Annotated in this window: 24 protein-coding genes; 16 read left to right on the forward strand and 8 right to left on the reverse strand. The window is 57.6% G+C overall.

All coding sequences use genetic code 11. The features are described from left to right. Positions 1 to 633, reverse strand: coding sequence for a hypothetical protein (locus tag ACZ5YD_RS05935; RefSeq protein ID WP_379745789.1), 633 nt, complete (start codon positions 631 to 633; stop codon positions 1 to 3). Continuing rightward, positions 633 to 1022, reverse strand: coding sequence for a hypothetical protein (locus ACZ5YD_RS05940; RefSeq protein ID WP_379745786.1), 390 nt, complete (start codon positions 1020 to 1022; stop codon positions 633 to 635). The genes ACZ5YD_RS05935 and ACZ5YD_RS05940 overlap by 1 nt, the downstream gene beginning before the upstream one ends. Positions 1023 to 1537: 515 nt before the next feature. Between ACZ5YD_RS05940 and ACZ5YD_RS05945 the strand changes: the two genes are divergently transcribed. Continuing rightward, positions 1538 to 1738 (forward strand): hypothetical protein, encoded by a 201-nt coding sequence (locus ACZ5YD_RS05945; protein WP_379745783.1) that lies wholly within the window; start codon positions 1538 to 1540, stop codon positions 1736 to 1738. Positions 1739 to 2058: 320 nt separating this feature from the next. On the opposite strand, the gene ACZ5YD_RS05950 is transcribed toward ACZ5YD_RS05945, so the two are convergent. Further along, complete coding sequence (locus ACZ5YD_RS05950) at positions 2059 to 2880, reverse strand: IS5-like element ISHla4 family transposase (protein WP_271933227.1); 822 nt, start codon at positions 2878 to 2880, stop codon at positions 2059 to 2061. A 54-nt stretch (positions 2881 to 2934) separates the two neighbouring features. Between ACZ5YD_RS05950 and ACZ5YD_RS05955 the strand changes: the two genes are divergently transcribed. The 6 genes from ACZ5YD_RS05955 (at position 2935) to ACZ5YD_RS05980 (ending at position 10531) form a co-directional block, all read left to right on the forward strand. Then, positions 2935 to 3336: a hypothetical protein gene (locus ACZ5YD_RS05955; RefSeq protein WP_379745780.1), complete on the forward strand. Its 402-nt coding sequence runs from the start codon at positions 2935 to 2937 to the stop codon at positions 3334 to 3336. A gap of 100 nt (positions 3337 to 3436) precedes the next feature. Then, entirely contained in the window at positions 3437 to 4216 is a 780-nt protein-coding gene (locus ACZ5YD_RS05960; protein ID WP_379745776.1) for a hypothetical protein, read from the forward strand. Positions 4217 to 4364: 148 nt separating this feature from the next. Further along, entirely contained in the window at positions 4365 to 5711 is a 1347-nt protein-coding gene (locus ACZ5YD_RS05965; RefSeq protein WP_379745773.1) for a hypothetical protein, read from the forward strand. Positions 5712 to 5894: 183 nt separating this feature from the next. Next, a complete protein-coding gene (locus ACZ5YD_RS05970; RefSeq protein WP_379745770.1) occupies positions 5895 to 6440 on the forward strand; it encodes a hypothetical protein in 546 nt (181 codons plus the stop codon). A 56-nt stretch (positions 6441 to 6496) separates the two neighbouring features. After that, positions 6497 to 7324, forward strand: a complete 828-nt coding sequence (locus ACZ5YD_RS05975; RefSeq protein WP_379745768.1) for an IS5 family transposase — start codon at positions 6497 to 6499, stop codon at positions 7322 to 7324. Between the two features lie 129 nt (positions 7325 to 7453). Further along, the gene (locus tag ACZ5YD_RS05980) at positions 7454 to 10531 is read left to right on the forward strand and encodes a hypothetical protein (protein WP_379745765.1); all 3078 of its coding nucleotides are present in this window, start codon (positions 7454 to 7456) and stop codon (positions 10529 to 10531) included. Between the two features lie 8 nt (positions 10532 to 10539). On the opposite strand, the gene ACZ5YD_RS05985 is transcribed toward ACZ5YD_RS05980, so the two are convergent. Together ACZ5YD_RS05985 and ACZ5YD_RS05990 are read right to left on the reverse strand one after the other, a co-directional pair. Then, the gene (locus tag ACZ5YD_RS05985) at positions 10540 to 11235 is read right to left on the reverse strand and encodes a transposase (protein WP_379745762.1); all 696 of its coding nucleotides are present in this window, start codon (positions 11233 to 11235) and stop codon (positions 10540 to 10542) included. Between the two features lie 1204 nt (positions 11236 to 12439). Next, a complete protein-coding gene (locus ACZ5YD_RS05990) occupies positions 12440 to 12673 on the reverse strand; it encodes a helix-turn-helix domain-containing protein (RefSeq protein WP_379745760.1) in 234 nt (77 codons plus the stop codon). Between the two features lie 187 nt (positions 12674 to 12860). On the opposite strand from ACZ5YD_RS05990, the gene ACZ5YD_RS05995 reads away from it, so the two are divergent. The 8 genes from ACZ5YD_RS05995 (at position 12861) to ACZ5YD_RS06030 (ending at position 19464) form a co-directional block, all read left to right on the forward strand. Further along, positions 12861 to 13082: a hypothetical protein gene (locus tag ACZ5YD_RS05995; protein WP_379801141.1), complete on the forward strand. Its 222-nt coding sequence runs from the start codon at positions 12861 to 12863 to the stop codon at positions 13080 to 13082. Continuing rightward, positions 13075 to 13356: a hypothetical protein gene (locus ACZ5YD_RS06000; RefSeq protein WP_379745754.1), complete on the forward strand. Its 282-nt coding sequence runs from the start codon at positions 13075 to 13077 to the stop codon at positions 13354 to 13356. Before ACZ5YD_RS05995 ends, ACZ5YD_RS06000 begins: the two co-directional genes overlap by 8 nt. Further along, positions 13353 to 13487 (forward strand): hypothetical protein, encoded by a 135-nt coding sequence (locus ACZ5YD_RS06005; RefSeq protein WP_379745751.1) that lies wholly within the window; start codon positions 13353 to 13355, stop codon positions 13485 to 13487. Before ACZ5YD_RS06000 ends, ACZ5YD_RS06005 begins: the two co-directional genes overlap by 4 nt. A gap of 9 nt (positions 13488 to 13496) precedes the next feature. Next, positions 13497 to 14351 (forward strand): hypothetical protein, encoded by an 855-nt coding sequence (locus ACZ5YD_RS06010; RefSeq protein WP_379745748.1) that lies wholly within the window; start codon positions 13497 to 13499, stop codon positions 14349 to 14351. Then, positions 14348 to 15088, forward strand: coding sequence for a DUF8168 family protein (locus ACZ5YD_RS06015; protein ID WP_379745745.1), 741 nt, complete (start codon positions 14348 to 14350; stop codon positions 15086 to 15088). Before ACZ5YD_RS06010 ends, ACZ5YD_RS06015 begins: the two co-directional genes overlap by 4 nt. After that, positions 15085 to 15978 (forward strand): hypothetical protein, encoded by an 894-nt coding sequence (locus ACZ5YD_RS06020; protein ID WP_379745742.1) that lies wholly within the window; start codon positions 15085 to 15087, stop codon positions 15976 to 15978. The genes ACZ5YD_RS06015 and ACZ5YD_RS06020 overlap by 4 nt, the downstream gene beginning before the upstream one ends. Positions 15979 to 16103: 125 nt before the next feature. Further along, on the forward strand, positions 16104 to 16601 hold the full coding sequence (locus ACZ5YD_RS06025; protein ID WP_379745739.1) for a LabA-like NYN domain-containing protein: 498 nt from the start codon (positions 16104 to 16106) through the stop codon (positions 16599 to 16601). A gap of 190 nt (positions 16602 to 16791) precedes the next feature. After that, on the forward strand, positions 16792 to 19464 hold the full coding sequence (locus ACZ5YD_RS06030) for a heavy metal translocating P-type ATPase (RefSeq protein WP_379745736.1): 2673 nt from the start codon (positions 16792 to 16794) through the stop codon (positions 19462 to 19464). Positions 19465 to 19635: 171 nt separating this feature from the next. Here ACZ5YD_RS06030 and ACZ5YD_RS06035 read toward each other — a convergent pair whose 3' ends face one another. Further along, a complete protein-coding gene (locus tag ACZ5YD_RS06035; RefSeq protein ID WP_379745733.1) occupies positions 19636 to 20142 on the reverse strand; it encodes a PIN domain-containing protein in 507 nt (168 codons plus the stop codon). Next, positions 20139 to 20465, reverse strand: a complete 327-nt coding sequence (locus ACZ5YD_RS06040) for a UPF0175 family protein (RefSeq protein ID WP_379746029.1) — start codon at positions 20463 to 20465, stop codon at positions 20139 to 20141. Before ACZ5YD_RS06040 ends, ACZ5YD_RS06035 begins: the two co-directional genes overlap by 4 nt. Positions 20466 to 20599: 134 nt before the next feature. On the opposite strand from ACZ5YD_RS06040, the gene ACZ5YD_RS06045 reads away from it, so the two are divergent. Further along, complete coding sequence (locus ACZ5YD_RS06045; RefSeq protein WP_379745731.1) at positions 20600 to 20827, forward strand: hypothetical protein; 228 nt, start codon at positions 20600 to 20602, stop codon at positions 20825 to 20827. Between the two features lie 48 nt (positions 20828 to 20875). Here the strand turns inward: ACZ5YD_RS06045 and ACZ5YD_RS06050 are convergent, their stop codons facing one another. Next, complete coding sequence (locus ACZ5YD_RS06050; RefSeq protein ID WP_379745729.1) at positions 20876 to 22153, reverse strand: MFS transporter; 1278 nt, start codon at positions 22151 to 22153, stop codon at positions 20876 to 20878. Positions 22154 to 22328 lie beyond the last annotated feature (175 nt).

Here is a 22328-nt window from a genome sequence, read left to right on the forward strand (position 1 = left end):
TTATCGTCGCTCGATCGTGACCGACAGGTCGTCGACGTAGTGGGTCGCGTCGGCCTCCCAAATGACCGCCGTTCCGACGGCGAAGTGGAGCGTGTCGGTCGACAGCTCCGGAGTCGTCCACTCGAAGGAGTACTCGTGCCACCCATCGGAGAGCCACAGCGGCTCCCGAAGCCCGCCGTAGGGCGTCTCGCCGAAGTCGCTCGAGTTGACGCCCAGCTGCGGGAAGTCCTCCTCCGTCGCCGCCGTCTCCGGCCCGAGCCGCATCACGGCGTGGCGGATGGTGTTGAACGACTCGGACTCGCTCCAGAACTGCGCCGTGGCCTCGATCTCGTACGCCCGCCCCGGCTCGACGGCGATCGGATGTGTCGCCCAGCTCACGCCGTCGTCGTAGTCCCCCTCGTTCCACACGCGCAGGGAGCGGTCGCCCTCGACGGCCTCCGTCTCCGAGACGTCGATCTCCCACTCGAAGTCCTCGAGGTCGACCTCCGGCCCGATCGCCGCCTCGCGTTCCCAGTCGCCGAGCCCGTCCTCGAAGCCCTCGGAGAACGCGGCGCCATCGCTCCCGCCGACACAGCCGGCGACGCCCGCAAGTCCGACCGCCGCACCGGTCCGGAGCACCTCACGACGATACATTACGATCGCCGCTCGCTTGTCGCCCGTATCGCGAGTAGCACGCAGCCGACGCCGATCGCGCGAACGACCGAGACGAAGCGGTCGCGCCAGACGATCGACCTCGGACGCTCGTAGCCGATCCGAGCGCCGAACGCGAGGTATCGCTCCGGGATCGCCGCCGCGAGCGCGCCGATGGCGCCGACGAGCCCCATGGTCCACGCGTACGCCCGGCCGCCGACGAGAGCGATCGCCACATAGGCGATCCCCTCCGCCCGCACGGCCGAGGGGAGCCACGGCTTCGCGGTCGGTTCGTCGGGCGACGCGACGGCGATCGACTCGTACCACTCGATCACGCGGTCGGGAATCGCCGCCAGGACGAGCCCGAGAACGCCGAGGAGGAGTCTGGACATGCCCGGGTCTACGCCCCGCTCATAGAAAAACCGGTGGTCGATCGGCGGGATTCGCCTCGGGTTCCCGGAACGAGCTGGTCACGTTCACGCGGCACCCGACGCCGACCAGTGCCAAGCACCTTAACAGTAGTTGAAAACACAGCGATTCTATTCAGCAACCCCTGCCGAGAATCAGTCGGCGTTTGAGGTGCTCCAACCCTCTCCAAGAAGGTCGCCAAATACCTATAGATCTTCTGATAGTTCGGTCGGAATCTAGAGATCTCGTGGGTCGTCCTCGATGGCCTGCATCCGCTCACCAGCGGTCAACTGCTTCCCCTTGCTCAGGTCTTGGCCAGTCTCTTCCGCAGGCGGACATTCGTCACCGCCCAGGTGTTGAAGAGGAGTGCCGCGAAGTTGGTGTAGAACGATCGAAGCGCCGGGTCTCGTGATCCGCATTTGGTGAGGAGCTCCTTGATCACCCGAAAGTCCGTACCTTCATGGTTTCAAGATACGTGTGGTCCATTGTGAAATTACAAATGGGCAAGGACATCGAGTTTATCGACCGCCCTGAGAAGTATGTGGCGGCTTGTAATGCTGTGGTCAACTTCTGGAAAGATCATACTCAACCACTCAATGACTTGAAACACGGATTCCGCCTTCTTCCATTCGACAGGGACACCTTTGAGGACATGATTGGCTCTGTTGAAATCCCATTCTTCAGACATATTCTCGACTGAAACAGCCGTTCGCTGAAGACTGCGAACTTCTCGGATTTTCACCACCGCAAACGGTATACTGTATTGGAGTTATCGTTCTAATATGTCTGGGACTGTTCGGGAATCGCTTGAAGACTGGTATAATCCGAGTATTCAGTCGGCGATGATTGTCTTGATGGGTTCGAGTTTTTGCCTCTTTCTGTTCCTCAACAGTCCCGATTTCACGAACCCGTACTACGTTTTCGGAGTCGGAGTGATGAGCTTCTCAATCGTCTTTGCGGCGCTTATGCTCATTTCTGTGCTACTGAAGCGCCGATAGACTACTCCCCTGTATTGACCGATCAGAGTGATCGATCTACGTTATGAATGAGACAGGCGATGGTGAGTTCACGGAACTGCTTCCACCAGCGCCGTGACCGGACAAACGCGCCGTACTTCCGCTTGAGTGTTGAGTTGACAGTCTCGGATTGACTCCGCTGACCGTAGAGATCAGTGTCTAAGCGTACGTTCCATGCCTTATGGAGTGACGTGAACTCACGATGCTTGATCAGTGGTCGAACTTCGTGTTGCCGGGCGAGCCGCCTGATCTTCTGATCGTCGTAGCCTTTGTCACCGAGCAACACATCAATATCGTCGGGATTGCGCTTGATCAACGATGGAGCGATCTGGCTATCATGTTTTCGAGTCGTCGTCACGTGTAGATCGAGAATTGCGTTCACCTTCGCATCGACCAGCAACGTCACCTTGAGCTGCTGAATCGTGAGTTCGGCACGTTTTGTGTAGTGTTTCGAAGCGTGACTACGGTCGAACCCTGACGCATCAACACCAACAACGCCGCTCGTCGGAAGTAACGTCGCTGAGAGAGTCAAAATGATACGCCACACAGCCATATCAAGCCGGTTGAACGCCTTACAGAGCGTTGAAGCAGTAGGAAGCTCGGTTAGCCCGAGAACACGACGGATGCGTGGCATCTCGATCAGTTCGTCAAGTAGGCCACGGTAGGTCGTGTTCTTCCGCACTTTGAGACACAGCAGAACAACGTGCTGCGGGAGTGTATAGCGGTGTTTGGAGAACTTCGAGGAGTATCGAGAAACAGCTCGGCGGGCCAGATGGATCGCCTTCTCAGTAAACCGGAGAATCTGCGACTTCGGGAGGGGCTTCATCTCGTCGAATTACAGGACGAACATGTAACTCTCTGAGGATTTCAACAGAGCCACATGATTGATATGGGACTTCTCCACTCCAGCGATGACAGTGTGGACATAGAGGCGAAGCTGGATGAATATCAGAGAACTAAAGACGAGTATCTATACTTTTGGAGGCTTGAGGTCGACGAACTACCAGATCCAGAAGAGTTTGATACGACGGAGGATGTTGAAATCGGAATGAGGTTGGTTGTCTACCGGACAGACGCAACGCAGTGTAAGGAACTGGCTGATATTACTCTCCGACTCCTTCACAATCTGTTCGGGAGAGGTGGAGAAAACAGGGTAGTTGACTCGATTCAATCCTTAGTTGGAGAAGGCAATGAGTCAATGACTATGCTTGATGATTTCTTGAGAGGACATATCGTTTACACAACAGGACGACCAGAAGGTGTAGAGGATCTCGACCGATAAAGGAAGCCTCGCCAGGGCTTTGTCTACGGTGTCACAGATATAAACCAATTTTTGAAGTATCGGAAGTGCTTTTATTACCGCTTAGCTGAGCTAATGAGCTATGGATATACGGGACAGGATTGGGAAGGTACGAGAGAAGATAGATTGGACAAATGCCTTTGCCGGGTTTTTAGTCTCTGCTCTGTTGTCTCCCCTAATTGCTCCTTTCGTAACCTCTCTTGTAACGCCAGTTTTTCTCGGAGCGGGAATATTTCCCACTCCTGATTTGCAAGCGGAGGTTCAACAAACCGAGGCTGGATACCCGGAAGGCGCGACCGTAGAACGCTTCGATAACATCACGTGGGAGTCTGGATACGAGGTCTATCGAGTCAGATTTAGTCATAATGGCGGACCAACTCTTTCGCGAGCGGTTTTTGAGGTTAGATTCCCCGGGTGTATCAAGAACGTTCAAGTTCCAGGTTCGAACAGAGGGTACGGTGCCATCACTATCAATAATCCTCTTAAACCACAGATAGAAGCATCCAATCGGCCAGATTCGGAAGTCGTAGGCTGCACAGCCCAGATTGTTACCGAGAATATCCATACCCACGAAGGCTATACCGCTGAATTTGTAGTTGACCACACTCACTCGAAATGTGATATGCTGACAGCCTATAACCCCAATCGTGAATTCTTCGTTGAGTATGAGTGGCAAGAAAACGGTCAGAAAGTCGAACGACGGTTAGTCGGTGAGATCCAAAACGCGGATGAAGAGTTTAACAACGTAACCCTCCCTTCCAATTCAACCAAATTAACGCAGCAGGAGGACTATGCGGCTTATCTATATGCCGTTGGAAACGGGAACGAACGCCAGGCCATGAATACCTGCTACGGGTCCTAATCTCTATTTAGAAATCGAATTTCGACGAAAAGTCATACTGAGAGTAATAGACTATCTACAGGTAACAGAACCATCTTTTCAAGAAAGGCTCTATGAAATCTCTCCCACCAAGGCAACCCTTTTGACTCATGTAATCAATTTGCGAACAATGACAGATACGGTCGAGCAATCGACCAGAGAGGAATTAACCAATTCCTTTGAGACTGCTGTTGAGTTCATCGGGCGAGATTGGCTAGAAAGCCAATTTGAAGAGCATTTTGACAACGACCCGGATGAGACAGTCGATTTTCGAACTGACGAAAAGCCAGATCTACTTATTCAGTATCATCTTGCTTCTGTATACCTCGGAAAGCGTGAGGAGAAGTTTCCTGAGTTCGTTCCTGAAGGGCAACCGAATGAACCCGCTCTTCGGTTCACGAACTTGGGTAAATTCATTTCCGAATTGGATTCCGCTGGTATCGTTACGCCCGAAGGCCAGTCAGTGGACAAATCTCTTCGCGACTTTTTTTCCCATCGACTTCGAAACCCCGACGAGTACAAGCAATCTTCCTATGAAATCAAGGTGGGAAGTATCTACTCTCAATTGGGGGACGAAGTGTTATTCATCGAAGAAGGGAATCAAAAAGCCCCAGATATTCTGATTCCTTGCGAAAACACAGAAGTCAGAATCGAATGCAAGCGGTGTGGAATACCCGGTGATCTTAATAAGCGAGACGGAATCTACCAGTCTCTGATTAATAGGCTCACATCGGTTTCGCAAACTCCTGCTATCTTTCTTTTTGATTTCAGTAGAGTTCCGACACCAGAAGAGGCTCAGAAAATTGATGAATATCTGCCGGATGAATTGTGTCGTTCGACCGAGGCAGAGGTGAGTGTTCCGTTTGGTTCAATTCGAGTACTCCCTTACCGAGAGTATACCAGAACGAAGCGGATTCCAATAGCGGGATTGGACGCGGGAGAACAACTCGAATTCTTCTACGACTATTATATCAAACCCGTAATATATGCTAAAACCGGAGAAGAGCTAGAGTTATACGAGGACTTTGAAAGAGCGACTATTGAGACACATGAAAACAAAGTTGCCATCTCAAGCAGAGAAGCAGACTACTTTGACCCAATGTTCGTTGGGCTAAGATTCGACAGTGAGGACGACCTGATTACGCCAATCGTTCGGCAGTTTGACGCTACAAGAGGCAAATTTGATAAGGAGCATCCGAATCTCCTTCATATTGATGTTCCCTATCTGGAGAAGCTATCTCGAGACGATTTTGTTAGGCTTCATCAGCGACTGCGCGGTAAACTCAAGGTCAATAGCCGAGTGTCCGCGGTAGTCGTTACAACTGAATTCACCGAATGGAATGAGAATAACCAGTTGGATTACGCTATTTTCTGCGGGTCAGAAGAAAATTTAGACCCGTATATCGCTGTCCCAGATGACTTTGAGCTGCCCGGATATTCCTTGGAAGAGATGCGTGATAACCCGATGTTTGAATGAAATAGCAGATTCGTCGGAAAAGTGTCTGGTCAAGAACTTCTATGACTTCAGCTGGTAGCAGATGTATTCAACACGAAGAGGACGGCTACAAGCATGTTCTGAGTCACGTTTCGACCGCCAGGAACTTCTATAGGAGTCTCAATCAGCCAAAGTTCTTGTTCCATGCTACAGAATCCTCCAGATATGCCTGACCCACTCACCGCGTTTGCCGCTTCAACTCTCGCATCTGAGGTCGCATCCTACGCTACGTCGAAGGTGACTACCGCTGCTCGCACCAAGTACTCGGAACTTACATTCTTAGATGAGAAAATCGAAGAAGCAGCACAGGAGACTGCTGAACGCTACCCAGAGCTAGACACTGAGACCCTACCTGCTCTTTTTGACTCTGAAGAGATCGCAGAACGAGTTAATGATTTTCAGGATGGTGGGGATTTCCTTGAATCGGATGACGTACTTGCATCGATTGATGGTGATTTGCTGGATCCGGACCTCGACATCTCTGAGGAGGAGCTGGCCAACCAGTTTCTGAGTATACTCCAGCAGAAAATAGCCGAAGATGATGATTTGGCATTCAAACTTCTCATCGCATACAATCAGAGAATATTCGATTACGCCCTTCGGCTTGGGGAAACCCAAGAAGAAATCCTGTTTTCCCTTGAGAAAGTAGCAGGTCGAAACCAAAATGAGCGGTCGTATACTGCTTTCACAGGCTCTGGTGAATCGCTGTAAGACGACGGGATAGGTCGTCAAATCAAAGGAAGTGAAGCGGGAAATCGCCGATGCCTATGTCGAAGATCTCCCGCTTCACGAGCAAGGCGGTCACGTTAGCTAAAAATGCTGTTGGTGGCCGAGGCGAAGCCGCCGCCCCCGAAGGGGGTGGTGGCTTCGCCGACTATGCCGTCGTTTCGCTCCATTGTCTCCGGATTTACTTAGAGAAATCCTACCGCGAGGCGCTTGATCTCCTGAGTGAGATGCCACAAATATTGGCCGAGATCGGCCTCGAAGAGGGCGATCTCCCTGATCACTCGACGTTGGTAAAGGCGTTTGATAGGTTCGAGATGAAAGTCTGGCGAGTGCTGCTGCGCCTCTCGGCGCAGCTGCACGACACCGCCGATCACGCCGCGATGGACGCGACATTCTTCGACCGTGAAACCGCTAGCAAGCACTACTGTCGCCGGACGAACTACCGCGTTCAAACGCTGAAAACGACCGCGCTCGTCGATACAAAAACACAAGCTGTACTCGACGTTCACTGTACGACCGAGAAACGCCACGACACGCAGATCGGCTGGCAACTCGCCCTCCGCAACGCGGGCGAGATTGCCAGCCTCGCCGCCGACAAAGGCTACGATTGGCAGCACTTACGCGAGAAATTACGCGAAGAAGGCGTGAGACCGCTGATCAAGCACCGTGAGTTCCGACCCGTCGATTGCGCGCATAACGCGCGCATCGACGAGTCTCTATACGGCCAGAGAGCGCTGTCTGAGACCGTTTTCTCAACGATCAAGCGGACGCTCGGCCACGCGGTGCGTGCCCGAGCGTGGTACCGCGAATTTCGTGAGATCGTCCTGATGTGTGCGGTCTACAACACCAAGCGAGCCGTGAAACAGTGAAACCAAGCGCCTTCTGGCGATTCACCAGAGCCCAATAGAGAGGATGAATTTGAGAAAATAACCAACTTCGTAAACTCAGAATATCAAGCACTGATTGTTGGTGGCTCATCAGGAATTGGAAAAACACGGTTGGCCTTTGAGGCGGCGTTGCGGATACAGTCCTCAAAACCGAGTTGGAATATTTACGCAGTGAATCCATTAGCTGATATTGAACGCGGCCTATCCGAGATTGATTTTAACGAGGAAGAGAATCTTCTGTTCTTACTGGATGATGCCCGAGATTCAGAGAAAATCGAGCTTCTATGCCGTATTGTGGAGGAAAAAGAGAACGATATCAAGCTCCTCTTTACAGAACAGCCTTGGTTCGTAGCAACCAGACAGAAGGAGACTACACGCTCCGGCTTAGCAACAGAACAGATGAGCTTGGGGCCGCTGAGTGCGAATGCGATCCAAGATCTCCTACAAAACGAATACGGAATTCGAGATCCCAATACTTGGCGCTGGGTCACTAGCAACAGTGAGGGAAACGTTCTACTCATACATCAATTGGCCAAATGGCTGCTCTCTGAGGAACCGGATGGTTCAGGTCCCTCGTCGCAAGAGGACAGATTTTCACTAGCATTTGACCAAAACTTTGCCGACCTAGAGCGATACGCATCGCACACGAGTCTCGACCGATCTACTCTGGAGCAGTATATCGGCTACCTTGCTGCTGTTGGACAACTCAATACGAAGAATGACGACCTCATGGAGGAGTTCGTTGATGTACTGCCACTAAATGAATCAGAAGAGAAACGATACCGCCGAATTGTGGGTTCTGCTGGTATCGTTGAAGACAAGAATGGCCGCCTACAGATTCAGCCGCTTGCCCTTAGAACACATATAGCCTATAAAACATTCTTTACCGGTCCGGCGTTTGATTTCAAAGATGACATCTACAAACCGTTCTCCAATTACTTTGAAAAGCCGTTAGTCGATACACTGATTCGAATAGCAGGAAGATATGACTGCCGAGAAGCCGAACAAATTCTAGATGGAGTTGTGGAAGAGTACATTGAATCTACAGATGAGATACCAATCACGAAGCGAGCTCAGATCTTATCCTACTTTGAGAATTTAGGCCATAATCAGCCCGATCTCGCTCTGGAGCTTGTCACTGCGTTTTTAGAGGAAGAAGTTTCTGACGACGCAGACCAGACAGATGAGATTTGGATGCCAGGTCTGCTAGAGGATCCAACTCCAACGGGGAATTTTCTACTTCGATGCACGAAAATACTCTGGCATACCTTATTAAGAAGGCCAGAAGATAGCGTCTCTCTCCTAATGGTGATTGCCCGAGATTATCCTGGTTCAGCGGTTAGAAACAAAGTCTTCCAGTACATCCGACAGGAAATTGAACCAAGTAGAGAGAAACATCCCGAAGCCCAGCTTGAACTGCTTTCTGTGCTGGAAGATCACCTACAATCAGATTTGGACATTGAACTCAAGAATGAGCTAATTGATGTTATCGGTAACCTTTCGCGCGAGCAAACGGAAGACCATTTCCAAGATCCAGCAGAGCGTGACAGATTCTTCTTCCAACGAGGCCCAGTACCTCTTTCCGAACAACGGAAGCAGATTCGAGTTGAAGCAGTCAAGATTCTGTCCGAACTTGTCTGGGATTCAGATTCGCAGCATCTCAGGAAGAATGCAGCTGGAAAGGTGTCTCGTTTCTGCACGTCTCAAGTTCGATATAAGGGGAGAACTGGAGAGCTGATTAACCGCGATGAGCTGGTTCTTATTTATCGCTACGCCACGGCCTATGCTTCGTTCAGTAGAGACTTAGAAAGTCTCCAGCAGCTCGATTCCCTGATCACTCGAAATATAGAAGATTTGGAGGTCGAATCAAGTGCGGTTGCACTCCAAGATGCGTATCTGAAAAATGAACTTTACCAGCAAATGCGGTTGATGAATCCACAAGTTCGTGGATTGCAGGAACAAGAAGCTCGGATAACGGGGTATATTGAAACAATTGACGCGCCGTGGGATGACGAAATTAAGCGGATTGAGGAGGTATTAGCCCGTTCGAGTTCGACATATAATCAGTTCTTCCGATTGCTTGGCAAGCTGAAGCCCGAGATGAGCGATCAAATTCTTGAACAAGATTCTGACGCACTAGAGCCATGTAGAGTATCTATCATTACCGGTATGAGTATCTCATCTCCTGATAAAGCGAAGAGGATTGCCGAAGAAGCGGCTGACAAAAACAATGTAGTTGAGGCGTGCGCTGCAATTCGGCAGTTGTTGGTTTCTGACCGGACATTCGCTGTTAATATCTATGAAGAATTATTGGATGATACAGCACCCCATACGGAGGAGGAAGCTATTCAGCTTGTAAGGTGTATCCATGGTGAGTGGGAAGACAACTCTGAGTGGACAGAGAATAAATTAGCGGAGATTCTTATTGACTCAACTGAGGTCACTCCAGGACTGCTTGAATTTGTCCTTCGTGTACTTCCATCGCATGATGAAGAGGAAATGCAGACCGTATCGGAATCCTTGTTGACTGAAATCTTGTCAGCAGCAGAGACGTTCCGGAGTTTGAATGAACCATATGAACTAAGAATGGTTCTATCGGAGGTATCGGAGCGTAATCCAAAGGCCTTCGTTGATTTCTGCTGCGAAAGAGTTGATCGTCAAGACAGGAGGATAGGGTTGTTCCCCCGTGATTTTTCAATCGATGCAGAACGGATGCGTGACAGCACGCAATACTCAGAGGCTGTAGACACTGTAGTTGAGCTGATTGTTGACCCAGACGAGTGGAGTGCCTACGGTGGCCTATTCGCTGTCTTCCCGACTGCTGAGGTCGTAGAACGACTCATCGAAGATATAGATGATTTCTCGGAGAAGGAGGTGATCAGAATTCTGCATTATTGCGATTCTGCTCCGCTAAATGACCACATTGACCGGCTTTTGAGAGTATGTATGGATAGAGGAATAGACAATATTCGTCGGAACGATCGTGCTCAGTCAGCAATCCACGCCGTGATTATTAATTCGACGGGTGTCCAAGTTGGCCCGACTACTGAGGAATCATACTCACGCCAGTTCGAACTCGTTCGAAGATGGAAAGATGACGAGAGTCTTAGTCCAAGAGTCCGTCAGTTTGCCCGTAATCTTGAGGATGATCTTTATGATATGGTGGAAGAGGATATAGATCCCCTCTAAAATTACTATCAATCTGCGTCTGACGAGGCCCAGCCAGCGTCGAGTATATCTCCAAATACCTGCCGCGTCTCTGGTGGTTCGGTCGGAATCCGAAGATCGCGCGGGTCGTCCTCGATGGCCTGCATCAGCTCTCCAGCAGTCAGTTGCTTCCCCTCGCTCAGTTCCTCGCCCGTCTCTTCGGCGCGGAGGATGTTCGCCACCGTCCAGATGTTGAAGAGGTGGGCCGCGAAGTTAAAGTAAAACGCCCGTATCGCCGGATTCCGCGATGCTGACTTGGCGAGGAACTCCTCCTTAATCACGCGGAAGTCCGTCTCGATGCCCCACCGACGCCGGTACGCTTCACCAAGCTCCTCCGGTGGAACCTCTTCGGGATGCAGGTTCGTGTAGAAGTATGTGTAGTCGTCCATCGGTACATCAGCCTCTGACTTGCGCAGTTTCACCGTCTTGTCCGACTTCAATCCGACCGCGTAGTAGCTGTTCCCGTCGAGGTCGCCGACCCCGTAGGGGTAGTACGACGACCGGGGATCGGCACGCGCCATCCCGTTCAGGAAGTGTTTGACCGTCTTCCCCGACTTGCGGCCCTGCATCACGAGTTCCAGGCCCCGCTCGGTGATGGTCGAAATCGCATCTGAGTTGTAGAACTCCGTTCCAGCGTCGAGGTAGACACGGCCAATATCGACGTGTTGCCGGCTCAAACGGAGCATCCGGCGGATGTACTTCGGTGTCTTCGACTTTATCCTTGACGGGGAGCACGACCAGAATCAGCGGTGTGTCGGTCCCGACGAGAGCGAGTGTGATATATTTCCACGCCCACGAGTAGTTCCGGCCCGGCTTCGTCCCACGGATGAATTCGTTACTCTCTGAGTCGCCGTAGAATGGCCAGTCCGTGATGTCGATAGCAACCTCTGCCTCTTCGGAGAAGTAGTCGTGCCGGGCGGCGATATCGAATAGCACCTTGTTCGCCTCCCGGAACATCCGTATGACTGACTCCCGCGAGGACTTCCGCAGGTGGTGCGTAAGGTTCTGGCCTGTCGGAATGTCGCCATCGTCGTAGAACGGCTTGTACTTGAGGTTCTTCGCGGCGTCGTTGACGAACCCATTCCCGTTCGTGGCGGCGATGAGCACCCGGAGCGCGGCGTCCTTCGTCACTTCCGTGCTGTCGTCGCGCTTCAGCCGGATGTACTTGAACGTCTTCGAGCGCAGCTCCCGAGCGATCACCTGGACCGGCGGAAACCCCTCACCGTCAGTGACTATCGTGTCCGGCGTTGGGTCACGGAACCAGTATTCGATCTTCGTGTCCTGCATCTGCCGGACCAGCGTCTCAGTCTGACTCGCGTAGTAGTGCCGTGCATCCTCGTCCATCCGCCCCGGCATCCGGTTCAACGTCGGCTGACTCACCGAGTCCTCGATGCCTAACGCCTCCCGGATTTCAGGATCGTTGATGGCACGAGCAACCTCCGACTGGTTGAGTGCCGAGAGGTCGAAGAACAAATACAGCCGCGTTGCGTCCTCTCCGTCCAGATTCTCCGTGAGAGCCTCGTTTTTCCCTTTGGACCAGTAGTAGTGTCGAAGCTGGACTTTCCCGAGGGCCTTTGCAAGCCGATGCTCGGGTGTTTCCAGTTCGTCGTACCGATATCCTTTCTCCGCCCAATTGTAGACGCGGTAGGCTTCTGATTTGATGACTTCCCACAGCGGGGGCGTGATGTTGTTAGCCGGATTTCGGACTGGGAGTTCCGTGTAGCCCCACGGATCTATTCGGCGATCATCTGGCAGCTGCCTCTTGGCCTCGGTGTACCGGCTTAAGATTTCTGTCTTCTCTTGCCACCGCTCGTGGATTTCACCCTTCGACTCAGGCTCACGGTCGGCGTCCTCGTCTTTATCCTTTGCCATCCACCGGAGTCCTCCGTCTCACTCCTGCTCGGCCGACCAAACCAGAGAATTACCGACCTTCTTTTTCGAAACACGTCCCTCGTCCAGAAGGCCCCGAAGGCGATAATCCGCACTCTGACGGGCGATTCCAAGCTCGTCAGCCACTTCTTTCGTACCCGCGGGCTCGTGAGTACGCACAGCCTCAAGCACCTCCTCATCGGTGTGTTCGGGCTCGAATCGGCCGCCTTTGTTTCTTTCGCGGTCTTCGTCCATTACTCTCTAAGTAGCAGGTATTTCCCTTCAACCTTCTGCTCGGTGGCAGAAGGCATAACACTTATTACAGTATGCTATGTAGCAGAAGGTACGAAGGAAGCCCGGCCCCTCGGGGCGTGACTGTCGTAGGAAATGCCCGCGTGCTTGGAACACGCGGGCCGGGTTCCCCAAGGCGATTGAAGAACCCATGTCAATGAAGACATCCGCCGGACTTCAGGATTCCGGCACGGCAGACGAATCGGACGGCGAGAACATCGAAGCCGACCCTGCTCTCTCGGAGTTGATCGACCGGCACGAGGATACCGACTGGAGCAAGGTGCCGGGCATCAGCGCAACTGAAGCAAGTGCGTGGACTGCCCGACTGATCGAGGCCCAAGAAACCATTCAGGAGGGTGAGTTCGATGAGTGACGGCGAGGCGTCGGTGACGATTTCCGGCACCGGTGAGGTCGCTGGAGCGGTCGGCTATGATGTCGAGCACGTCGAACTCGACGGCGGTGAGACGCAACTCGTCCGGATCACGTTTGACTTGTGGGAGCTGTCCGCGTCGGTGGACTTCCACGTCGATCAGGCCGAGGAGTTCATAATCCAGCTCCGGGACGAAGTTGTCCGCGCGAAGCAGGCGCGCTTGGAGTGGGAGACCAACACCGATCCCGAGAGCGGCATCGCGGAGGTATGTGAATGACGGCAGACGAGGCCCGCGTTACGGCTCGCATCTTCCGCACCGAGGATGGCGAAACCTTCCACGAATACGAGGTCAGTGGTATCGGCTACGATAGTCTCGATGCCCTCGAATCTGCACTCAACACTCGCTAACTCGAAACTATGCTTGAAGACATCGACCACGACGTGTTCGTGCGAATCCAGACCGACCTGCTGGTGGTCGGCGACAGCATCATGACCGACAGACACCACGCCAGCAACGGCAACTACGAGGACGACGACCCGCAGAACCAGATCGGCGGCATCATCCCGGCGTTCAGCCTCTCTGGTTGGCTTCGCCACGGGATGGAGAAGGTCGTCCAGGAACGCGGTGGCACTGCCTGCCACCCCGGAGAGGCGAACGCGAACTTCCGCAAGGACGGCGTCTACAACCGCGACCTCGACGCCGGGTATCACCCGAAAGGCGACTGCCTCGAAGACGGCAACGGGTGCGTGATTCTGGACCTCTTCGGCGGCTTCGGGAACCGCCCCGGCAAGGTGATGCGCCGCCCGATCCAGTTCTCACCGGTCCGCTCCAGCGTGGACTACACGCGCGGGCAGGCCGAAGGCCACTACCGGCGGCTCAACCGCAACGTCGTCTCCCGGAACCCGGAAGACAACCGTGAGCCGCTACGGAACGCCGAACTGGACGCCGTCGGGAACTTCGACGGTGCGTGGCACCTCTCCTTCCGGGAGATAAAGCCCGAGTTCGTCGCGCTTCTCGCCGAAACCATCGACTACTTGGACGCTCACAAGACCGACTTCATGCACCAACTTGGTGGTGCGCGGAACTTCGGCGGTGGAATCGTCGATTGCGAGCTCGTGAACCCGTTCTACAATGAGACCGAGCTCCGCCGCGTCTTCGACCGCGGGAAGGGCAAGACGCAGAAGATGGAGGAGAAGGACGACGAGTGGGCCGATGAATATCTGCCAGAGTTCAAGAGCGCACTGTCGGCACGTGTGGAGGCTGAATCGTGACCGACACGATGCTCACCGCCTTCCGGCACGACGCTCACAAGTTCACCGGCGAGAGCCACGAGGACGCCCGCGACGTGTTCGCTGGCGTGCCCGTGAACCAGTCGGTGCCCAAGGGCGCGGACGGCGATGCGGCGGCGCTCTCGCGGCCTCAGCAGAAGCAGGAGCAGACCGTCCCGACCCACGACGACCACTACCGACTCTCTCTGCTCACCGGCGAGACGGCCTACGCCCCTGGTGAGTTCTCGCAGGCGACGATCGAGAGCGAAGTGTCGGACCTCATCGGCATCGAGGACGCACAGACCGCGCACGAGCGGTGGCTGGCGTCCGACGTGGCCGCCGCGTTCAACGAGTCGGTGTATCAACCGTACACCTCGTTGAAGTTCCACACGCTGCTCGTGGCGGCGCTACTGGACAACTACCGGGCCGACCACGACTTCGGCGACCTCCAGCTCATCGTGGACCCGGCGGGCGAGGTCGTCCCGTTCCGCACGGTCTTCGACGGCGACCGTTTCGCGCTCCGTATCGACGAGAACACCGACGGGAATCCGTCGGCCCGGCTTGGGAGTCGTCCGTGGCGGTCGTGGGCGTCAGTGTGGAACCGCCTGACGGCGCACCCGCTGGATACCGGCCAAGATAAGTACGACATGACCCTCGATGCCAACCTTCGGCGGATGCAGTCCTGGAGCGCGGCGCTCCAGTACATCGAGGACTACCACGAGTGGAGGCCCGACCGATGACGGCGATTCAGCAAGTGCTGTGGGAGCTGCGGATGGACTACATCGGCCACCCGTACTACGTCTCGGGGAACGCCATCCTGCACGCCCTCGGTCCCGAAACGCACGGGTCGGTGTCGGCCAGTCATGGCGTCTTCGTCCCCGGTCAGTTCGGGACGTTCCCCGAGGAACACACGCAGTCGGGCATTCGCCCGTACCTCGGGAGCGGCCTGCCCGACGTCGAGGCCTACGACGACCTCTTCCTACAGCGGGAAGCGATGCACCCATGGTTGCTGGACACCCGCGCTCGGGACGCGCTGAACACGCACGATCTCCGCGTCCACGGCGGCCACCCGGCACTCGCCCACGAGACGATCATGGGTCGCCGGGAGGACCAGCGGAAGCAACAGCAGACGACGAAATGGTATGTTCACGCCTACCTGCACGCCGATGACCCGGCGGTACTCCCGCTCGGCGAGGATGTGCTGGAGGGCCTCCAGTTCGGCGGCAAGCGGAACTACGGCTACGGCGAGGTCCAGCTGAAAGATACTCAGATGGTGGACCTCGATGAACTGGACTACTCGCGGCTCGAAGGCGCGGAGACGTACCTCATCGAACTCGTGACGCCGTTCGTGGTGGAGTCGGAGTATCCCGACGCGAGCGACCGGCCTGTCCCGTGGTGGTGGGCCGAGGACCGCGACGATCTGCGGCTCCGCGAGGAGAAGATCCTCGAACAGCGCGAGGTATTCAGGCTGGAGACGGTGGACCATGGGCAGGTCGTGAAGTACATCGGGGACCGCCCGGTGGAGACCGCGAAGAACGGCCTCACTCGGGTCGGCTCACACTCCCGATATGGCTTCGGAGAACTGCGTCTAAAGCCCCTCGGCGAACAGTATCAAGAATCAGAGAAGTAACGACTAACAGGCGACTAATGGAACACCAGGATCAGGATGAATCGGGCGAGAAAAGTACAGCGGTGCAGCTGAATAAAGAAATCGTATTACCAACAACTGATAACGGAGGCGGCAGAAGGGCCGGTATGACCGACATTCACCCGGACCAGCGCGTCGCCGTCCTCGCGGACTCACAGAACCTCTATCACTCCGCACAGAGCGTCTACTCGCGGAACATCGACTACTCGGCGCTGTTGGACAAGGCCGTTCAGGACCGCCGGCTGGTGCGGGCGATCGCCTACGTGATCCGCGCGGAGTCGCCCGAGGAGGAGCGCTTCTTCGAGGCGCTCTACGACATCGGCTTCGAGACGAAGATCAAGGACATCAAGACGTTCCCGGACGGGACGAAGAAGGCCGACTGGGACGTCGGGATGAGCCTCGACGCGGTGACGCTCGCGAGCCACGTCGACGTCGTCGTCCTGTGTACCGGCGACGGCGACTTCTCGCGGCTCTGCTCGCACCTGCGCCACGAGGGCGTCCGCGTCGAGGCGATGAGCTTCGAGTCCTCGACGTCGGAGGACCTCCTCGAGTCCGTCGACTCGTTCATCGATCTGGGCGCGAGAGAGGACACCTTCCTGCTTTGAATCGCCTCGAGGCCGGTCGTGAATCGTCTCGGAGGGGCTGCCGTGACTCGCCTCTGGAGATCCGGTTTCGGGTCGCCTCGAACCAACAGGTTTGCTGCCCGATCCACTTTGTATTCCAAACTATTCTCGCACAATTTCTGAAGCCTCAAAAGGGAAAGGGCACTGAATACGGAGCCCGTATGTACGGACAATGAGTCAACGGGAGAGCCACATCGACGTTCGGGGGATGAGTTGTGCGAACTGCTCACGGACCATCTCCGAGGCCGTCGGCTCCCTCGACGGCGTCTCGGAGGCGGACATCAACTTCGCGACCGACGAGGGGTCGGTCGTCTACGACCCCGAGACGGTCTCGCTCGGGGAGATATACGACGCGATCGAGGAGGCCGGATACACGCCGGTGACCGACTCGGTCACGGTCGCGATCACCGACATGTCGTGTGCGAACTGCTCGGAGACGGTCCGGGACGCCCTCGAACGGACGCCCGGCGTCGTCGACGCCGACGTCAACTTCGCGACCGACGAGGCACAGGTCACGTACAACCCGGCCGAGGCGAGCCTCGAGGACTTCTACGGGGCCATCGAGGACGCCGGCTACTCGCCCGTCCGGGAGGACGCCGAGGACGACGACTCGGGCGGCGACGTCCGAGAGGCCGCACGGGAGGAGGAGATCCGTCGACAGCTCCGGCTGACGCTGTTCGGCGCCGTGCTGTCGGTGCCCCTGCTGGCGTTCATGGCCGACCACCTGTTGGGACTCGGGCTCGTCGGCGACGAACTCCTCGGCCTGCCGTCCGGATGGATCGCGTTCGCGCTGGCGACGCCCGTCCAGCTGGTGCTCGGTCGACCCTTCTACGAGAACTCCTACAAGGCGCTCGTGAAGAACGGCCGCGCCAACATGGACGTGCTCATCGCGCTGGGCTCGTCGACCGCGTACGTCTACTCCGTGGCGGTCCTCCTCGGGGCGATCGCCGGCGGGCTCTACTTCGACACGGCGGCGTTCATCCTCGTGTTCATCACGCTCGGCAACTACCTCGAGGCCCGCTCGAAGGGCCAGGCCGGCGAGGCGCTCCGGACGCTCCTGGAGATGGAGGCGGACACGGCCACGGTCGTCGACGAGGACGGCAACGAGGAGGAGATCCCGCTCGAGGACGTCGAGGTCGGCGACCGGATGAAGGTCCGCCCCGGCGAGCAGATCCCGACCGACGGCGTCGTCGTCGACGGCCAGTCGGCGGTCGACGAGTCGATGGTGACCGGCGAGTCGGTCCCCGTGGAGAAGAACGAGGGCGACGAGGTCGTTGGCTCGACCATCAACGAGAACGGCGTCCTCGTCGTCGAGGCGACGAAGGTCGGGAGTGACACCGCGCTCCAGCAGATCGTCCAGACGGTGAAGGAGGCGCAGTCGCGCCAGCCCGACATCCAGAACCTCGCCGACCGCATCTCCGCGTACTTCGTCCCCGCGGTCATCGCGAACGCCGTGTTCTGGGGCGTCGTTTGGTACCTGTTCCCCGCGACGCTCGCTGGCGTCGTCGAGGCGCTCCCACTTTGGGGCCTCGTCGCGGGGGGTCCCGTCGCGGCCGGCGGCGTCTCGGTCTTCGAGTTCGCGGTCATCGTGTTCGCCTCGTCGGTGCTGATCGCCTGCCCCTGTGCGCTGGGGCTGGCGACGCCCGCCGCGACGATGGTCGGGACGACCCTCGGCGCCCGGAACGGCGTCCTGTTCAAGGGCGGCGACGTCCTCGAGCGCGCGAAGGACGTCGACACGGTCGTCTTCGACAAGACCGGGACGCTCACGAGAGGCGAGATGGAGTTGACCGACGTCGTCGTCCTCGATGACGACGATCAGCCGACTGCCGAACGCTCGAGCGGCGACGGGACTCCCGCCGCCGATGGAGGCGGCCAGCTGACCGCACGGAAGCGGCTCGGCGAGGACGACGTGCTCCGGCTCGCGGCCGTCGCCGAGAGCGGGAGCGAACACCCCCTCGCGCGAGCGATCGTCGATGGAGCGAAAGCCCGCGGCATCGACGTGACCGATCCGGACGACTTCGAGAACGTCCCCGGCCACGGCGTCAAAGCGACCGTCGACGGCAGGGCGGTCCGACCGACCGCCGAACGATCGGGGGAGGACGGCACGGATTCGCGAGACGGCGAGGTGCTCGTCGGAAACCGGAAACTCCTCCGCGACAACGGGATCGACCACGAGCCCGCCCAGGAGACGATGGATCGCCTCGAGCGCGAGGGGAAGACGGCGATGCTCGTCGCCTACGAGGGCGAACTCGTGGGCGTGGTGGCGAACGCCGACACGGTCAAGGAGAGCGCCAAGGACGCCGTGAGCCAGCTCCAGGCGCGCGACGTCGACGTGATGATGATCACCGGCGACAACGAGCGGACGGCCCACGCCGTGGCCGAGCAGGTCGGCATCGACCCCGGGAACGTCCGTGCGGAAGTGCTTCCCGAGGACAAGTCGGACGCCGTGGAGTCCATCCAGGACGAGGGGCGGAAGGCGATGATGGTCGGCGACGGCGTCAACGACGCGCCCGCGCTCGCGGTGGCGTACGTGGGGACGGCCATCGGGTCGGGCACGGACGTCGCCATCGAGGCCGCCGACGTCACCCTGATGCGCGACGATCCGGTGGACGTCGTGAAGGCGATCCGCATCTCCGAAGCGACGCTCGCGAAGATCAAACAGAACCTCGTGTGGGCGTTGGGGTACAACACGGCGATGATCCCGCTTGCCTCGCTCGGCCTGCTCCAGCCCGTGCTCGCCGCCGGCGCGATGGCGTTCTCCAGCGTCTCGGTGCTGTCGAACAGTCTGCTGTTCCGCCGGTACACGCCGGACGAGGAGTATCGCCTTCTCCACAGATGGCGATGATCCGAGGCGGCGTGTGTCTCGAAGCGGCAAGGCCGTTTCGGCGGTACACGCTGGATCACGACAACGAGCTGCTCAGCCGCCTTCGGTGAACGTCTTCCGATGGGGTCCACTATCCCTCCGAACGGAATACACGTTCTCCCCGGCCGGAATACACGACCCGGGTCGAGACGGTCACTCGTCGAGAAAAACGTCGAAGTCGCGGGCAGGAGAACGGAACCCGGCCTCATCGATCCAACGTGTGAGGTATTCGTCCGCCGTGTCCGGCGAAAGGTGACCGTCTTCGACGAAACGAACCAGGAGCCCGATCGACCCGGTCAAATCCACCTGGCGTTGGTTCGCGGTAGCACGCGCGTCTCCGTCGTCAGTAACGATTAGGCCATCAGAAACCTCTGCGACGGCTAGTGCCTGTGCCTCACCAGGATCGAGGGTTTCCAAGAGCGTCTCCTCCAACGCCGTCACGGAGCTAGATGGAACGATCACGGTGATCTCCTCCCCGAGCCTTGCTAACGCACGTTCGAGGTACGGATGGGTGTTTGTTCCGTCTTCGAGTTCGTCGCGAACAGCATCTACCGTCACGATCCGAGGGAGATCGACCAACAGCTCGACGGAATCGACGTGGGAAAAGTTGGAAAGGACGGTGGTATTGAGTACCGTTGGCTTTCGTGGCGACGTCGTCATTCGAGATCGCGAGCGGCCTCGATTTCGTCTCTCACAGCGTCCATGTCCTCGGGACCGAACCGCAGTTCGATGCCTTCCTCTCGCAGGATATCTCGCATCTCGAATCGGTTGACTCCGGCAAGCCGGGCAGCAGTACCTAACGTGATCTCCTCATCCCCGTAAAGCGATACCGCAGCCGCAATACGGGCGTTCCGATTTTCCTCGAAATATTCCCGCAGGACATGACGAACGGCATCGCTTTTGTTTTCGAAGATTCCCGCTTTAACGGCCCCCTCCATGAGATCGGTGAGGTCGTCCGGTATGGTGGCGGTGGTTCGGGACATGCCTTCAGTGAATATACGCAGATCATACATTATATGAATTGTGGTGGGACGTACTGCGGATAAGCGAATTCGCCGCGGAGACACTCGTCGACGCCAGTCCAAACACCTGTTACGCCGGAACGTGGAGGGGGCGTATGGATGACGACGAGACGGCTGGCGCGAAGGGGACAGATCGGGGGCCGATCACGCTTCCGCCGAACGAACTCGTGGAGCGGCTCGCGCTTCCGTTCGTGCTCGGCATGGCGCTCGGACTGTCGATCGGACGGTTCCTCGGGGGGCTCGTCGTCGGCGTCCCGCTCGGGCTCGTGCTGTTCGTGGCGTTCGGATGGCTGCGGCTGAAGCTCGCGGAACTCCCGCAGTGAGGGAGGAGTGGCTGCGCTCCCCGATCGCCCGTTCCGCGCGCGTCCTCCTCACGGCCGCAGATCGCGAGAGACGAGGACGCTCGCGAGCGCGCAGGCGGTGATCGTGAACCCGGCGAGCGCGAGGAAGACGGCGAATTCGGAGTCCGCGTAGGTCAACACGACGCCGACGACGGTCGCCCCGAGCGCGCCGATGCCGAAGATGCCGAGGTAGGTGAATCCGAAGGAAAGTCCCCGCGACTCCGGCGGCGAGTAGGCCGCGATCGTCGCCTGGGTGAGCGGCTGCATCGCGAACAGCGCGAACCCGAGCGCGCCGCCGATCGCGAGAAGCGGGCCGAGCCCCGCACGCGAGGCGGGCACGAACGCGAGCGCGATGGTCGTGAGGACGAGCAGCATCGCAACGAGCCCCCGCTCGGGCTCGATCCGGTCGGTGAGGCGTCCGCCGACGTACTGGCCGGCGATCCCCACGGTCAACAGCCCGACGTAGACGTACCGGGCGAGGTCGAACTCCTCGGCGAGCGCGCTGTCGGGATCGAAGACGCCCGGGCGGACGTCGCCGACGATCGCAACGAGAAAGTCGTTCAACAGCTCGGGCAGGAACGTCAACATCCCGCGGTAGAACAGCCCGTTGAACATCACGACGAGGAAGACGAGCGCGAAGCCGGCCGTGAAGACCGCGCGCGTTCCCTCGATGAGGTCGGCGAGCGAGCGGATCTCCCCGTCCGCGTCCGGGCCCTCGACCTCTTCGTCCTCGGCGTCGGTCAGTCCCGCCGTCTCGTCGAAGTCGATCGAGAGCCCGACGAGCGCGGCGACGATGGAGAGGGCGCCGAGCACGACGACGGCGGCCCGCCAGTCGGCGACGAGCAGCAGCAGCGCGGTCGCGAGCGGGCCGAAGGCGATCCCGGCGTTGCCCGCCATGCCGTGGTAGGCAAAGACCGTGCCGCGGGCGTCCGGGTCGATCCCGTTGCTGATGAGCGCGAGGCCGGCCGGGTGGTAGACGCTGGCGGCGGCGCCCCAGAGGCCGAGCGCGATCGCGATCGTCGCGACGTGGGGAACGAGGCTCAACGAGAGGAAGGCGATCCCCATCCCGAACAGACAGGCCACGATCAGCCGGCGGGAGCCGTAGCGGTCGACGAGCAGCCCGCCGGGGAGCGCGCCAATTCCGAAGAGGCCGTACCCGACCGTGACCACGACGCCGAGCACGGCGGCCGTGACCGAGAACTCGAGCAGCCAGACCGTCATCAAGATCGGCACGGAGAGCTCGTAGGTGTGTACCAGCCCGTGTGCAACCATCACGAACCCCGTGATGGACCGGTCGTTCGCGTTCACGCCGACTCCCCCGTTGGACGGCTGGACGGTCGGATCGACGGCGGGAGCAGGGCCATTTGAACTCGGTGACGGATCTGTCCTACGGTCCACAAAGAACCCGTCGGATCCGGAGACCTTCGGGGTGGAACGCGTCGTCGATCGGCCGCACTTATCCGCCTCGTCGTCCAAGCGCCTT

The sequence above is a fragment of the Halopenitus salinus genome (genome assembly GCF_055397165.1).

Coding starts and splice junctions, on each gene's coding strand:
- ACZ5YD_RS05955 (WP_379745780.1), top strand. CDS start 2,935: ATGATTGATATGGGACTTCTCCACTCCAGCGATGACAGTGTGGACATA.
- ACZ5YD_RS06040 (WP_379746029.1), bottom strand. CDS start 20,465: ATGTCCCGAACCACCGCCACCATACCGGACGACCTCACCGATCTCATG.
- ACZ5YD_RS05990 (WP_379745760.1), bottom strand. CDS start 12,673: ATGGACGAAGACCGCGAAAGAAACAAAGGCGGCCGATTCGAGCCCGAA.
- ACZ5YD_RS05970 (WP_379745770.1), top strand. CDS start 5,895: ATGCCTGACCCACTCACCGCGTTTGCCGCTTCAACTCTCGCATCTGAG.
- ACZ5YD_RS05940 (WP_379745786.1), bottom strand. CDS start 1,022: ATGTCCAGACTCCTCCTCGGCGTTCTCGGGCTCGTCCTGGCGGCGATT.
- ACZ5YD_RS06035 (WP_379745733.1), bottom strand. CDS start 20,142: ATGACGACGTCGCCACGAAAGCCAACGGTACTCAATACCACCGTCCTT.
- ACZ5YD_RS06030 (WP_379745736.1), top strand. CDS start 16,792: ATGAGTCAACGGGAGAGCCACATCGACGTTCGGGGGATGAGTTGTGCG.
- ACZ5YD_RS05985 (WP_379745762.1), bottom strand. CDS start 11,235: ATGCTCCGTTTGAGCCGGCAACACGTCGATATTGGCCGTGTCTACCTC.
- ACZ5YD_RS06010 (WP_379745748.1), top strand. CDS start 13,497: ATGCTTGAAGACATCGACCACGACGTGTTCGTGCGAATCCAGACCGAC.
- ACZ5YD_RS06000 (WP_379745754.1), top strand. CDS start 13,075: ATGAGTGACGGCGAGGCGTCGGTGACGATTTCCGGCACCGGTGAGGTC.
- ACZ5YD_RS06025 (WP_379745739.1), top strand. CDS start 16,104: ATGACCGACATTCACCCGGACCAGCGCGTCGCCGTCCTCGCGGACTCA.
- ACZ5YD_RS06045 (WP_379745731.1), top strand. CDS start 20,600: ATGGATGACGACGAGACGGCTGGCGCGAAGGGGACAGATCGGGGGCCG.
- ACZ5YD_RS05950 (WP_271933227.1), bottom strand. CDS start 2,880: ATGAAGCCCCTCCCGAAGTCGCAGATTCTCCGGTTTACTGAGAAGGCG.
- ACZ5YD_RS06020 (WP_379745742.1), top strand. CDS start 15,085: ATGACGGCGATTCAGCAAGTGCTGTGGGAGCTGCGGATGGACTACATC.
- ACZ5YD_RS05995 (WP_379801141.1), top strand. CDS start 12,861: ATGTCAATGAAGACATCCGCCGGACTTCAGGATTCCGGCACGGCAGAC.
- ACZ5YD_RS05945 (WP_379745783.1), top strand. CDS start 1,538: ATGGGCAAGGACATCGAGTTTATCGACCGCCCTGAGAAGTATGTGGCG.
- ACZ5YD_RS06005 (WP_379745751.1), top strand. CDS start 13,353: ATGACGGCAGACGAGGCCCGCGTTACGGCTCGCATCTTCCGCACCGAG.
- ACZ5YD_RS05965 (WP_379745773.1), top strand. CDS start 4,365: ATGACAGATACGGTCGAGCAATCGACCAGAGAGGAATTAACCAATTCC.
- ACZ5YD_RS05960 (WP_379745776.1), top strand. CDS start 3,437: ATGGATATACGGGACAGGATTGGGAAGGTACGAGAGAAGATAGATTGG.
- ACZ5YD_RS05935 (WP_379745789.1), bottom strand. CDS start 633: ATGTATCGTCGTGAGGTGCTCCGGACCGGTGCGGCGGTCGGACTTGCG.
- ACZ5YD_RS05975 (WP_379745768.1), top strand. CDS start 6,497: ATGTCGAAGATCTCCCGCTTCACGAGCAAGGCGGTCACGTTAGCTAAA.